The sequence below is a fragment of the Fusibacter sp. QWL-12 genome (genome assembly GCF_058683495.1).
Genome location: NZ_CM178745.1, coordinates 1,915,110 through 1,928,251, shown reverse-complemented (window position 1 = coordinate 1,928,251; position 13,142 = coordinate 1,915,110). Strand labels below are relative to the sequence as shown.

At 37.3% G+C, this 13,142-nt stretch carries 12 protein-coding genes and 1 riboswitch; of the genes, 5 read left to right on the top strand and 7 right to left on the bottom strand.

Annotation, left to right across the window (positions count from 1 at the left end):
* Window positions 1-40 precede the first annotated feature (40 nt).
* The gene (locus AC4PID_RS09425) at window positions 41-442 is read right to left on the bottom strand and encodes a Na-translocating system protein MpsC family protein (RefSeq protein WP_492135322.1); all 402 of its coding nucleotides are present in this window, start codon (window positions 440-442) and stop codon (window positions 41-43) included.
* 200 nt (window positions 443-642) lie between these two features.
* A riboswitch (cobalamin riboswitch) is annotated at window positions 643-825 on the top strand.
* Window positions 826-976: 151 nt separating this feature from the next.
* Here AC4PID_RS09425 and cbiQ point away from each other — a divergent pair.
* The 4 genes from cbiQ to AC4PID_RS09405 are packed head-to-tail and all read left to right on the top strand — an operon-like array spanning window position 977 to window position 3,799.
* Entirely contained in the window at window positions 977-1,861 is an 885-nt protein-coding gene (cbiQ, locus tag AC4PID_RS09420) for a cobalt ECF transporter T component CbiQ (RefSeq protein ID WP_492135321.1), read from the top strand.
* 1 nt (window position 1,862) lies between these two features.
* Window positions 1,863-2,705: an energy-coupling factor ABC transporter ATP-binding protein gene (locus AC4PID_RS09415; protein ID WP_492135320.1), complete on the top strand. Its 843-nt coding sequence runs from the start codon at window positions 1,863-1,865 to the stop codon at window positions 2,703-2,705.
* A gap of 15 nt (window positions 2,706-2,720) precedes the next feature.
* Window positions 2,721-3,473: an energy-coupling factor ABC transporter permease gene (locus AC4PID_RS09410; protein ID WP_492135319.1), complete on the top strand. Its 753-nt coding sequence runs from the start codon at window positions 2,721-2,723 to the stop codon at window positions 3,471-3,473.
* Window positions 3,473-3,799 (top strand): energy-coupling factor ABC transporter substrate-binding protein, encoded by a 327-nt coding sequence (locus AC4PID_RS09405; RefSeq protein ID WP_492135318.1) that lies wholly within the window; start codon window positions 3,473-3,475, stop codon window positions 3,797-3,799. The genes AC4PID_RS09410 and AC4PID_RS09405 overlap by 1 nt, the downstream gene beginning before the upstream one ends.
* 88 nt (window positions 3,800-3,887) lie before the next feature.
* On the opposite strand, the gene AC4PID_RS09400 is transcribed toward AC4PID_RS09405, so the two are convergent.
* From AC4PID_RS09400 to AC4PID_RS09385, 4 genes are read right to left on the bottom strand one after another with little or no spacing between them, the layout of a single operon-like run.
* Complete coding sequence (locus tag AC4PID_RS09400; protein ID WP_492135317.1) at window positions 3,888-4,916, bottom strand: kanamycin nucleotidyltransferase C-terminal domain-containing protein; 1,029 nt, start codon at window positions 4,914-4,916, stop codon at window positions 3,888-3,890.
* A 16-nt stretch (window positions 4,917-4,932) separates the two neighbouring features.
* Complete coding sequence (gene ybaK / locus AC4PID_RS09395) at window positions 4,933-5,406, bottom strand: Cys-tRNA(Pro) deacylase (protein WP_492135316.1); 474 nt, start codon at window positions 5,404-5,406, stop codon at window positions 4,933-4,935.
* 29 nt (window positions 5,407-5,435) lie between these two features.
* Window positions 5,436-7,217 (bottom strand): sensor domain-containing diguanylate cyclase, encoded by a 1,782-nt coding sequence (locus tag AC4PID_RS09390; protein WP_492135315.1) that lies wholly within the window; start codon window positions 7,215-7,217, stop codon window positions 5,436-5,438.
* Window positions 7,218-7,238: 21 nt separating this feature from the next.
* On the bottom strand, window positions 7,239-7,562 hold the full coding sequence (locus tag AC4PID_RS09385; protein ID WP_492135314.1) for a winged helix-turn-helix transcriptional regulator: 324 nt from the start codon (window positions 7,560-7,562) through the stop codon (window positions 7,239-7,241).
* Window positions 7,563-7,685: 123 nt separating this feature from the next.
* Here AC4PID_RS09385 and AC4PID_RS09380 point away from each other — a divergent pair, with 123 nt between their 5' ends.
* Entirely contained in the window at window positions 7,686-8,216 is a 531-nt protein-coding gene (locus AC4PID_RS09380) for a GNAT family N-acetyltransferase (protein WP_492135313.1), read from the top strand.
* Window positions 8,217-8,308: 92 nt separating this feature from the next.
* On the opposite strand, the gene AC4PID_RS09375 is transcribed toward AC4PID_RS09380, so the two are convergent.
* Complete coding sequence (locus tag AC4PID_RS09375) at window positions 8,309-10,351, bottom strand: methyl-accepting chemotaxis protein (RefSeq protein WP_492135312.1); 2,043 nt, start codon at window positions 10,349-10,351, stop codon at window positions 8,309-8,311.
* Window positions 10,352-10,646: 295 nt separating this feature from the next.
* The gene (locus AC4PID_RS09370) at window positions 10,647-12,980 is read right to left on the bottom strand and encodes a sensor domain-containing protein (protein ID WP_492135311.1); all 2,334 of its coding nucleotides are present in this window, start codon (window positions 12,978-12,980) and stop codon (window positions 10,647-10,649) included.
* Window positions 12,981-13,142 lie beyond the last annotated feature (162 nt).

Genomic DNA, 13,142 nt, shown 5'->3' with positions numbered 1-13,142 from the left:
TTTTCAGCCAGATAATTATCTCTCTTTTAGTCCAACCAAGCTATTCGTTCAAATCACTTTGATGCATAATTTTCATTTTATATACAAAAATATCATTTAAGAAATCAACTTCTAATTTATAGAAACTAAATTGAAACTGATCGTTGATTTTATTTAAAAATTTATACTCCGTATTCAAACAATCTCTTTGATAAAAGCTAGTAAATACTTCAATCGCTTCATCTCCAAAATTCTCAATTAAATAGCGTTCGTATTCAGTGACAACCCCCTGTAATACCACGTGAAGCTCTTCTTCATAATATTTTATATATATATTCTTAGGGCCCTTTCCGTTGATACTTTTTATTATGTCTGTAAACGCCTTTAGAAACCTGCTTTTATCATCATTCGAAAAAATCAACTCATCACCACATGAATAAATTATTACAATATACAATTTCATTATAAAACTAAAACCATTTATTTGCAAGTATACTTGCGGAAGTTAATTTATTCTTCATTTTTTTGTAAATAATTCCCTAGAATTCACCTTCACAATTGAATCATTTTAATTAACTCAGGAAATTGGGGGATTCAAACACAACTAAAATTATTTTTAATTTCAATTGATATTTTCTTATCAACCCATTATAATTAGAGTCGTAATTAAAAATAGAAATAGGTGCAGTAGGTTTTTCTACTGTTAAAAGGAAAGTGGAGTGTAAATCTCCCACGGTCTCGCCGCTGTAATAGAAGAGTCTTTTCCGTAGTGCCACTGGGTAACTGGGAAGGTGGAAAAGATGTTGATGCTTAAGTCAGAATGCCTGCCATTTCTTGTATCTGTAAACTCTACGAAGATATAGAGGAGATACACGGTTGAAGTGCGCCTATTCTGGGCATCTGAAAACCTTGTTGCTATGAGCTTTGATGACATGGCCTCTCGAATTCGTTTCGAGAGGTCTTTTTGATTTTAATTTATTATGAAAGCAGGAATCAAATGAAACTCATCGCATTATCATATATCTTGATCATGATTATGATCATCTTCGCAAACGTCCTAAAATCAGCAAAGACGCAAGGTAAAAAACATCATCATCACGGTGAATCGCTCTCAATCGATTACTATGCCTATCAATCGGGATTAAAACACTGGCACCCAGTACTAAAGTCAGTTCTTTCAATCTCACTTCTGTTGATGGGAATCGGATTCGATTCTGCGCTGGTCTCCACGATGATCTTGGTGACAGCGATGTTTCTTGTGGTCGTTATCGGCAAACTGAGTCTGGTTCAGTATTTGAGAGTTCTTTCAATTCCGATAACTTTCATACTTCTGAGTCTATTGACGATTAGTGTCGATTATAGCACGCTGGTGCCTTCCGGTTTATCGGTCAGATTTTTGAGTGGGTATCTCTATACAAATCTTGATCTTCTGAAAGCAGCTGGATTATTGGGATTAAAAATGTTTGCAGCCATTAGCTGTTTGCAGATGTTGGCGCTTACTACGCCATCTTCAGAGGTAATCTTAGTACTAAAAAAGTGTCATCTTCCAAGCTTGATCATAGAGCTGATGGCACTGACTTATAGGTTTATTTTCATACTACTAGACGTTACGATGCGTATGAAAAATGCTGCTGAGTCGAGGAATGGTTATGTCGACTATAAAGCCTCCCTGAGGACGTTTAGTCAAATCGCAGCTGGGCTACTCATTCAATCTATTAAAAAGGCCAATCAATACTATATTGCAATGGAATCCAGATGTTATGAAGGTGAATACCATTACTACGAGGAAGAAAGGTACTTTAATCCTAAGCTTTTAGCAACAGTATCTGTTCTCGTCAGTTTCATTTTCATGGTAGGGCTAAATTCATACTTAAGGGGATAAAATGCGCACTGAAACCATACTTGAAGTCAAACAGTTAAAATATACCTATGGCAGCGGTACGAATGCTTTAAACGGCATTGACCTCATCATTAGTGAAGGCGAAAAAATCGCCGTTATCGGCGCCAATGGTTCTGGAAAATCTACCTTCTTTTTAAATATAAATGGGGTTTATTCGCCTGACGAAGGGTCGATCCTTTATCGCGGAACTGAGCTTAATAAGGGCAGTCTTAAAAATCTTAGAAAGCACATCGGCATCGTTTTCCAAGATGCAGATAACCAGATCATTGCGTCCACCGTACGTTCGGAAGTCGGTTTTGGACCTATGAATTTAAAGCTGTCTCGTTCAGAGGTAACTCAGCGCGTTGACGCTGCACTTGAAACTCTAAACCTGACCGAACTTTCAGATCGCCCACCTCATTATCTAAGTGGTGGTGAAAAGAAACGTGTCACGATAGCAGGCATTCTATCGATGCATCCTGAAGTCATCATATTTGATGAACCCACTGCCTCTCTTGATCCTGTCGGCAGTCAAATGCTCGAAAGCCTACTTCACGATCTAAATGCTTCGGGTAAAACCTTGATCTTGTCCACTCATGATATTGAGTTTGCCTATCGCTGGGCAGATCGAGTGGTGGTGTTTGACAAGGGACAAATCATAGGTGATGGTACTGCTCTTGAGATTTTCAAGAACGATGCGCTTTTAAAAAGAGCCAATCTCGTAAAGCCAAGCCTGCTAGCTGTTTATGAGGCAATGGTAGAAGCTTCCCTTCTACCTGCTAATGATGATTATCCAAGAACCTCTGAAGCGCTAAAAGCGCTGATTAAAAATTACACCAATATTTGATAGGGAGGACACATCATGAATTTGAAACAAAAAACGATCTTTATGGTCAGTATCGCCATTGCTTTCATCGTCGGCTTTGTACCAGTTTCAAATGCAATGCATATTATGGAAGGTTATCTACCACCAATGTATTGTATCCTATGGGGCGCAATTACACTGCCATTCTTAGTACTGGGTTATCTATCTATAAAGAAAACGGTTAACAACGATCGCAAATCAATCACACTCATCGCTATGTCCGGTGCGTTTATTTTTGTCATTTCATCGTTAAAAATCCCCTCAGTTACAGGTAGTTGTTCGCATATGACAGGAACAGGCCTAGGTGCGATCCTCTTTGGTCCAACTGCTGTAAGTGTACTTGGCGTAATTGTACTCATTTTTCAAGCAATTCTACTTGCACACGGCGGCTTGACGTCACTGGGTGCAAACACATTTTCAATGGCGATCGCAGGGCCTTTTTTAACCTATGCCGTCTATGTGATCTGTCGCAAACTCAAAGTCGGCAAGCATATGAGCGTGTTTTTAGCTGCAGCTTTAGGTGATCTTTTCACTTACTGCATCACAAGCTTACAACTTGCGCTTGCTTATCCTTCAGAATCTGGTGGCTTTCTGGTTTCAGGCGCAAAATTCCTTGCAGTTTTCGCTCCGACTCAAATCCCACTGGCAATTATCGAAGGCATCCTCAGTGTCTTAATCATCATGGCGCTTGAAACTTATGCAAAATCTGAGCTTAAGGGCATTGGATTTATAAAGGTAGGTGAAGAGTGATGAAAAAAACAAAGTTAAAGGTCGTTTTATTGCTCTCCCTCGTTCTAATCATCGCGATTGTTCCACTTTTCCTCGTAAAAGGCGCTGAATTTGGTGGTTCTGATGATGCAGGCAGTCAGGTGGTCTCTGAAATTACAGGTACTGAATACGAACCCTGGTTCACCCCGGTTATGGAAAGATGGATCGATGGCGAACTGCCTGGAGAAGTCGAAAGCTTACTTTTCTGTGTTCAAACGGGTATCGGTGTTGGGATCATCGCCTTTTTCTTAGGACGATTTGTAGAGAGAACAAAACAAGAAAAAATGAGAGCTATGGAAGATCAATAGTGACTACTAATTAATAACTACTAATTAGCATATATAAAAAGTGAGCTGATATTAATCTCAGCTCACTTTTTTATATCATAATCATAATTTAAAGCCCTAAGAACTGTCTCAGCGCCAGTTCGTCATTCAATATTCTTAAAGCAACGCCATTTTCCTTTAAAAGCGCTTCTAAGGCTATTTGATGTGCCTTTGCAGCTAGACCAAAATTGACCAAATCATCTGAACGATAGGCTGCGACTAGATTAGGGAGAACACTTAAGTCTAGCCCTGCTCTATCAAGCGTTGGCGTTAACTCAATATCCATCTCAACAGCGACAAACAAACAAGTCTGTGCATCGTTGATCTCAACTGCACGACCAATCTTATTATAGGAATTAATGAGTTCCTCATAAAAGTCTATAAAACAATCTTTAAATGGATGTGTCGTTTTCTTAGACTCAAAATAACGCTTTGTAGCTTCAAACAACTGAATGATGTCTGATTTTATTATTTCTATTTCATTTGATACAAACACCGTGTCGTATAATCTATCAAACTCAGGTGGAACAAGTGCCATTGAAAGAATTTCTTTTTTCAACTTACCTCGACCACGTTTTACCGTATCTGAGTTAAACAGCGCAATGGCATTTGTGACTGAATAGATAACTTCTATCCCAAATCGCCTCGCTACAGACAGGTCTTCTGTTTGTACCAGTTGATAAAGTGGGCGGTACGCCTCAGTCAGCTTGGAAAACGCCTTGTACTCAAACTTTTCACGGTCCTTCGTATCAAGTGCAATCTCCTTAAGCGACATAAACCGATCCAACGCTGTCTGATCCTTGTAGTACATAATTTTACCTTCGGTGATGATCGAAGTAATTCGCTCATCGTGATTGGCGATTCTCGTAAGTCTTTCCCAAGAAATTGGCCAAAAATCATAACCGATACCATCGATGATAAACACTTTGCCCAGTTCGTAACCTCGATCATTATCAACGACAAAGTATAGATCCAAATCGCTTCGAGCATGTGTTTCACCATAGATCGTCGATCCCATCACCACGACGATAGCGATGTCATCCGCATAGTCCTTCTTAATTTTCTCAAGTAGTGCTTCCAATGCTTTTACTGGCTTCATATAACCTCCATGAAGATTAAGACGTAATTAAATCAGAAAACTCAGCTTGTATCATTTGCCTTAACACTTCAGGATTGAGTGATACTTGTGTCCCAATCTTACCACCACTTACTGTGATTTCGTCGAGTTCAGTTGCAGCGTCATGTATAAAGGTTTTATATTTCTTTTTCATCCCTATAGGTGAACAGCCACCTCTTATATAGCCTGTATATTTTTCAATGTCTTTAACGGGAATCATTTCAATACTTTTTTCGCCACAAACCTTTGCAGCTTTCTTCAAATCTAAATTCTCAGCTACAGGGATCAATAATACATAAAGCTGTTTGCTCTGCCCCATGGTGACAAGTGTTTTATAAACGCATTCCACTGGTTTGCCTACTTTTTCAGCTACGGATACACCATCAATTTTTCCATCGTCAGGTTCATAGTGTGCCACCGTAAATTGGACCTTACTTTGTTCTAAGATACGTTCTACATTTGTTTTCTTCATTGTATTGCTCCATTCCAAATCGATCATCTTTATTTTGTTCGTCGATCACTTGCTTTTGCAAACGATTCTTTTTGTACATATAAGCCTTTATCCGCTACCAGCATCAACATATCTAGGCTTTGATTTGCATCTGCATCATATAAGGCATAACCCATACTGATGGATAGTTGATAAGGTTTTACCGACTTTTTATTATAATTATCAAATAAAATGCTCACCTGATTGATTCGATCTAATACAGCTGCATCTGTTTTAAGCTCTGTTGACAGTATGATAAACTCATCGCCACTTAATCTAGCAACTACATCGGACTTGTGCGAGCCTTCAACCAATAGGTTAGCCGCCATGATCAGTGCCTTATCGCCTTCTTTGTGACCGTAATTATCGTTCACTTGTTTAAAACGGTTTAAGTCACCATAGATAATAGCAAAGGAACGTCTACTTTCTCTCGCTTCTTTCAGTACGGTTTCAGCTTTTTCATAGTATCCTTTTCTGTTTAGAAGTCCAGTCAAATCGTCTCTATACACGGCCTTATTCTCTTCCATTAGTTTATCAACCTTATTAAAGGCATCTGAAAACTGAATTGCCATAATGTACGCCTGAGAAAAGATGAAGATAAAAAATCCGATAGATGCAAGCGACCTCGTTTGGATAATCCCCTCTTGAAGAAGCATGTCGTTAAAGGTTGCACCTACGAAGACAAGCACACCTATAAAAAGGATGAGTGCTCCCTGTGTTTTTTGCGTGACTTCGTAGAAGATTGCATACAGTACATATAGGAAAATCAATGCGAATACGACTTCATATAGTAAAAGCAATTTGCTATATAGACTGATAGGTGTAAGTAGGGTTAAGCTACTCGCCGATAATGTTAAAGCGACTAATGCATACACGAGCTTAGCAGGTATTTTCCTAGGAAAAAGAGTTCTAAAAAATGCGACGATAAATGGCAATCCTCCGTAGACAGTAAGATATGCCGATCGATTCAACTGTTCTACCGTAATGTTTGGGAAGAACTCATAGACAAATCTACCGCCAACTAAAACATTGCGCAGCGAGATAATCAAGCAAAAAAAGCCAAAATAAAGTGGTGCTTTATAAGAGCGTCGTTTTAAAAACAACGCAAAATGATACACCGCCATTATGACAAGCGCTCCAGCAATAAATATATCGGTGGAAACACTTTGAATATAGTGGTGTTTAATCGCCAGTGCCGTGCCCAACTGAATGTCTCTAATCTTGCCGGTTATGTTATGATAATTTGCCGCTTGGATCACTATTTCAAGCTCAGGAAGCTCTTGTTTAAATGTGATCATTTGTCGTTCAAAGCTACCTTTAAACGCATCTGGATCATTCGTAACGAATCCAACCTCAGAATAAGAAACACCGTTGATCCAAACCTTTGATGCCGTCATTACCTGTCTGACGATTAGCCCATAAACCTCTGTTTCAGGTGCAGTTTCAGGCATTTTGATAACCAGTCTTAGCGTTGCTACGCCATCTTTTTCGAGCACTTCACCGTGCGCCCCAGTTTTGTATGGATTGGGAACATGAAAATAAATCTTGTCCTCTGCGAAAGCATCAAATTCTCCTGGAAAGATAAGTTGCCCCGGATATAGTTCCCATTCGCCATTTAGTTTAACTGTTACGTCGTCCTTTGGCACCCATTCACTTAAATCCAATGTTCCAAACTCGATGAGCTCGGTATCATGACTGTCAGCACAGCCTGATAACACCAGCATCATTAGAATAAGTAAAACCATTAAAGATTTTTTTTGACAGGTATAACCTCTTTGAACAAATTTTTTCATAAGCCCCCTCAAACGCTTAAATTATAATGCCTTCCCCCAATCTGCCAACGCTTTTAACGTCGGTATGAGTGCTTCACCTTTATTTGAAAGGGTGTATTCTACTCGTGGTGGAATTTCTGCATATTGAGTTCTTTTGACGACGCCGTGTCCCTCTAGCTCTTTAAGCGACTGAGTCAGCATCATGTTTGTGATGCCTTCAACCTGTCTTTTTAATTCATTGTATCTAACAACGCCATTCTTATGGATCGCCCAGATAACCGGAAGGCGCCATTTTCCACCGATCACATCGATAGCAGCGGAAAGTGGACAAGTATCGTATTTGCTCATATATTTTTCATTAGACATATGTATCCTCTTTACTCAGTTTTTTCTTCCTTAATCAGTATATCTTGCATACTTGTACATTTCTAACTTTCAATTAAAATTGTAACTGAAAGGCATATTACGGTCAACAAAAAGGAGTTCGTTATGGGAATTACGTACGAAGTTTTACACGAAGTTAACCTTAAAGCACTACGGGTACTTTGCAATGACTTGATGAAATTTCAAAAAACCAAAGCTTTTATCACACCTGAACGATTTGATACGATGACATTTGAAACCAGACTTTTACCTTCAGTAAAAGGTGCAATGAAAAATCATATTTTAGTAGCGAAAGAGGCTGATTTAATCGTTGCGTATGCTTATGCCAACATCAATTCAAAATTATCTTACGCCGAAGGCCCTTTTGGTAAGTTTTTTGAGATGGACTCTGTTAAAGGGGATCTGGTCGGTTGTTTATCACAATTTTACATCATTCCTGAATATCGTGGAAGAGGGATCGGCAGTCAATTATTTGATCGATCAATGGCATGGCTTAGTGGCTTTCCAGAGATAGAAAATCACTTTATCTTTGTCTCTAATGGCAATACAGATGCACTCCATTTTTATCTTAAAAAAGGATTTATCATAAGTCATGATATACTTGATGGTTTTATCACCGTTATGAGAAACAAGTAAATAAAACCCCCTTATGCGTTTACAAATACGTATTTCTTGTATACACACTTAGGGGGTTCTTAAAACTTTAGATTTTTAATGCTAAATGCACACTATAGTTTGAATCTAGACACTGCCATTTTTAACTCTTCTGCTATCTTAGCCAGCTCGTTGCTTGCTTCCGAGATTTCATCCATAGATGCTGACTGTTCTTGAATTGCAGCTGCCGCTTGTTCTGTCCCCGCTGCATTTTCCTCTGATATCGCCGACAAACTGCCCATGAGATCGATTAAATCTTCTTTTTTTGTAGTCATCACATTTCTTGATTCTGTAATCTCTGAAATTTGATTTAAAATATGATCGACAGCAGCTGATATTCCCATAAACTTATCCGAAGTCAGTTCAACACTTTTAGACTGTGAAAGCGTAATTTGCTGTGAATCCTTCATTGTATTTACTGCTTGAAGTGATTTCTTAATCAGATCATTGATGGTGTTTTGGATGTCTTCTGTAAAAGCAGTCGATTGCTCAGCTAGCTTTCTAATCTCTTCAGCCACTACAGAGAATCCTCGACCAGCTTCGCCAGCACGCGCCGCTTCTATAGCCGCATTTAGAGCTAGAAGATTGGTTTGATCTGCGATGCTTTTAATCATCTGACTTGCTACTTCTATTTTTTCTGTACTTTTATTCGTCTCTTGAACGATATCATATACTGAATTTGACGCCTCACTATTTCGTTCCGTTTCGACGACGAGATGGTCAACAATTTTCATTCCTTCATCTTTAAGCTGACTAACTTGACCGGCTGCATCTGAAAGGCTGTTAATTCTGTCAGCATCTTGTTCAAGTAATCTGCCCAAATCGTTGGCACTATCAACGCCATTAGATGTGTTTTTAGCTTGATTGGTCGCACCTTCAGCAATTTCTTCAATGGTTTTTGCTACTTCATTGCCTGAGTTCGCACTCATTAAACTGGTTGCAGCCAATTCCTCTGCTGATGAAGCCAACTGATCTGAAGTATAGCTGATATTCTTAAGAATCTCTATAAGATTGTGACTGACTTGATTGATCGACTTAGCCAAATGTCCCATTTCATCTTTTCTTGAGATAAACTTCTCATCTAAAACAGTTGTTAAATCATACGCTGCAATACTATCCATAATCGTCACAGTCTTTTTGAGTGGTTTCGTAATCATAGATGTGATGATTAATGCAACAATACCACTTAAGATAATTGCGCCTATTGTTAAGATCAGATTTAAGAAATTAATTTTGCTTTCGAGGTTAGAGACATAATCCAACACGCCTTGTCTGATAACGGCTGCAGTATCTGAAATACTTGTAGCTACAGCTCTTACCGAGTTAGCCTCTTCAATCTGTTGCGACGTCAAGTCCACATATTTATCAAATGCACCATCATAGGTAATGATTGAAGCTTCTGCAGTGTTTAGTTCATCCAAAACATCTTGAGCTTTCAAAATCGTCCTTGCATTTGCAATTTCGTCCTTCACTTGAATAACGCTATCGTCAAAGGCCTGGTGGTTTTCAGTATTCTTATCAATTTGATAATCTTTCATATGCGTATTCATATTCATAAAGGCCATATTGATTTTTCTTAGTAAGACATATTTCTCATATGAAGCCTTTATTTCCTCAGGATCAGTGAGGGTTAAGATATACTCTTCCTCTAGTCTTAACGTCTCGTTAAGACGATCATATGCAATCGTTGATTCATCCAACATAATTACACTTTGGTTGTCTTTTTCTGATTCCATCTGCACATACGTGTTGAATCTAGCAACATATTGATCTAGATCCTGAATGATTTTAGCTGAATTATTTTTATTCGCTTCTGACTTCATAAGTGAAGAAGCCTGTTCGATAGACGATTTCGCTATATCAAGGCTACTTTGTACCTTAGCTGATGTGTCCGCCAAACCATCCTGTTGAAATCGAACCTGTTCAATTCTTGCTGCTAACACATTGGCTTCCATATCTGATACGAGATCGTAAATCTCAATTTGATTATTCATAGCGCGATAATTGCTTACGTTAATCAAGGATAAAATCACTATAATGATAATCATCAATGAAAATCCCAAATAGAGTTTATTCCTAATCTTTAAATTTACAAAAAAATTGTTTTTATTTTTCATACCATCCCTCATCCACTCAAAATTTGTGCCGATCTCTATTTAAATTTTATTTATGCACTTAATGTAATATATGTACACCGATTTCACAATTTATAACATGAACTTTTTGTTAACTAGGTATTAATACCTATCTCAAATGGGTTAAAAGGCGTTACTTAAAATACCCTATCTTTTCCAAAACAAGTAAATTACACATTTTACTATATTAGCAATTTGATGTCTCTATTAATAAAATAAGAAAATTCTCACAAAAAAACCTCATAATTAAATTATGAGGTTTCATTACATCTTTAAATTATATATATATATGGCTTAGTCGATTCATCGCTTCTATAGCCTCTAAAGGTTTATCAAAGTAGTAACCCTGTATAAAATCACACTGATAAGACTTTAACGCTTCAAGCTGTTCTTCTGTTTCTACACCCTCTGCTATAGTTTCAAATCCAAGCGACTTTGCTAAATTAATGATACCGATCAATAGTGCATTTGAACTCTCATTTTTTTGAATTGAATTGATAAACTCTCGATCGATCTTTAGCTTATTGATCGGCAAGTTATTGAGGTAACTGAGCGAGGAATAACCGGTGCCAAAGTCATCGAGATAGATGGTTATACCCATCGTCTGTAACGATTTTAGGATATTTCTAGCGATTTCTTGATTTTCAATATAGACTGACTCTGTGATTTCAAGTGCAACACTGGACACTGAAACATTGTGTTTTTGCAAAAACTCTTGAAGTCTCTTTAAAAAATGTACCTCGAAAAGCTGTTTCGGTGAAATATTTATTGAAATCATTAAGTTTGGATTAATCTCAACCGCTTTTGATATAAACTTCAAAGCTTCCTCAAGGATATAATTCCCAAGGTCTATAATCTGTCCAGTTTGCTCCGCTACTTCTATAAATTCATTTGGGAAAACCATACCCAATTCACTTGAACGCCATCTCACTAGAGTCTCAAAACCGACAACCTCTCGATTATGGGCATCTACAATAGGTTGATACACGTTGTAAAATTCCTTGTTTTCAATTCCTTCGTTGATCTTACTAAAAATGCGATATTTCTTCTCGAGTAGCTCTTGATACGCTGTATCGTGAAGTGCAAAGCCACCCTTTCCTTTTTCTTTTACTTTATACATCGCTGTTTCTGCGTTTCTAACCATGTCTATAGCAGATAATCGATTTCTTGTATCAGAAATACCGATACTGACAGGTACTTTGTAGACGACATTATTTACTTTTACAGTTGCCAACAATTCATTCAGATTCATTAGGATTTCTTCTAGAGAAATTTCAGTTGTCACCTTAAAGACCACGGTATCGCCGTTCGTTCTTGCTATATCGTCCTTAACACAGTCAAAGTCTCTCAAAATATCAATTATCGCCACTAGAATTCGATTGCCTATTTCATAACCAAAAGAATTGTTAATGTATTTAAAATTATCGATGTCCAGTAAAATGATGTAGTAATCTAAGTCTGGATAGTTTTTTAAGTCCCGATCCAATCGTTTGACAAATCCATCGAGATTATAGGCACTGGTGAGCAAATCATGATCCACTTGGAACAATAGCTCCCTTTCACTTCGCTTCTGTCTAGTAATATCTTTAACTGCAACAACGAGCACTGTTTCACCTAACTTCGAATGTGAAATCAAAAGTGCCAACCTTAAATCATGGGTCTTATTTTCATGATGATAAGAAACCTCGATTTTGCCATAGTGAATCTCATGCTTTAAAAGACTTTTCCATAGTTCTAAAAATGTAGTTTGATCTTTTTCGTCTATATTATGATAAAAGTTAGGTACCTCGTCTACGATTTCGAAAGTCTCAATTCCCATCAAGCTTGTCATTCTATTATAAAGCTTTGATTCTTTAGTGAGCAAGTTATAGGTTAAAAAACCATCTTCTGTTACCTTAAGTAAGGCACTTAAAAAATCATTTAGGTTTGTAAAATCCTTATTTAATCTGGAGATCTCATCGTACTGATATCTAAGCTCCTCTTCAGCAGCCACATATTCTTCATTAAGTGCTGTAAGCTCGAGGTTCATTTCATTTACAGATATGAGTTGATCAAGGTAGAGTTCTTCAAATTTTCGGTACATGCCAATTCCCTTATATAGTGTGAAACCAGCTAAAAGTACCATACCTGTAATATTAAAGACATAACCTGAACCTATATCTACAGTCTGTCCAATGGCAAGATATCCATTGGTTATTGTAAACATTAGCGTCACAACCCCTTGAATGACTAAAAGTGCTTTTGAAAGACTTAAAAACATGACAATTAGAAAAACAATCACAGCAGATCCTGTCGTTGTCATATACTTTCCTGGTGCTGAAAAATTAATTAACACCAAATAAAACAATGACATAGCAAGGTAAATTTTAAATCGCGTTTCACTTTTAAAATTCATATACTTCGCTATATGTACAATGATATAGTTCATCATCGAGAGTAGCGAAAAAATTGTAATCGTAAGTATTTGCTGTTGCATGCCATAGGTAGAAAATACAACACTTGGAATTGAAGTTAAATAGATGAGAATAATTAAACTGACTATAACCTCATGGATCGTGTTAGCTCGGATGTTTTCATATTCATTTTTAATTTTCAGCTTTATCGTATTCATAAGTCCCCATTTAAATACTTGAAATTCAATGTAACATTATATTTCATTTACTTTCAATCTAACCATTATATAAATACAAAAAATAATTGTTAGCATAAAACATACTAACAATTATTTATTGGATTAATACTATCATATTTTATAACTAATGAGAATCCTTTT

What these genes read in the sequence shown, in the direction of transcription:
- AC4PID_RS09425 (WP_492135322.1), bottom strand. Translation starts at nt 442, where the DNA reads ATGAAATTGTATATTGTAATAATTTATTCATGTGGTGATGAGTTGATT.
- cbiQ (WP_492135321.1), top strand. Translation starts at nt 977, where the DNA reads ATGAAACTCATCGCATTATCATATATCTTGATCATGATTATGATCATC.
- AC4PID_RS09415 (WP_492135320.1), top strand. Translation starts at nt 1,863, where the DNA reads ATGCGCACTGAAACCATACTTGAAGTCAAACAGTTAAAATATACCTAT.
- AC4PID_RS09410 (WP_492135319.1), top strand. Translation starts at nt 2,721, where the DNA reads ATGAATTTGAAACAAAAAACGATCTTTATGGTCAGTATCGCCATTGCT.
- AC4PID_RS09405 (WP_492135318.1), top strand. Translation starts at nt 3,473, where the DNA reads ATGAAAAAAACAAAGTTAAAGGTCGTTTTATTGCTCTCCCTCGTTCTA.
- AC4PID_RS09400 (WP_492135317.1), bottom strand. Translation starts at nt 4,916, where the DNA reads ATGAAGCCAGTAAAAGCATTGGAAGCACTACTTGAGAAAATTAAGAAG.
- ybaK (WP_492135316.1), bottom strand. Translation starts at nt 5,406, where the DNA reads ATGAAGAAAACAAATGTAGAACGTATCTTAGAACAAAGTAAGGTCCAA.
- AC4PID_RS09390 (WP_492135315.1), bottom strand. Translation starts at nt 7,217, where the DNA reads ATGAAAAAATTTGTTCAAAGAGGTTATACCTGTCAAAAAAAATCTTTA.
- AC4PID_RS09385 (WP_492135314.1), bottom strand. Translation starts at nt 7,562, where the DNA reads ATGTCTAATGAAAAATATATGAGCAAATACGATACTTGTCCACTTTCC.
- AC4PID_RS09380 (WP_492135313.1), top strand. Translation starts at nt 7,686, where the DNA reads ATGGGAATTACGTACGAAGTTTTACACGAAGTTAACCTTAAAGCACTA.
- AC4PID_RS09375 (WP_492135312.1), bottom strand. Translation starts at nt 10,351, where the DNA reads ATGAAAAATAAAAACAATTTTTTTGTAAATTTAAAGATTAGGAATAAA.
- AC4PID_RS09370 (WP_492135311.1), bottom strand. Translation starts at nt 12,980, where the DNA reads ATGAATACGATAAAGCTGAAAATTAAAAATGAATATGAAAACATCCGA.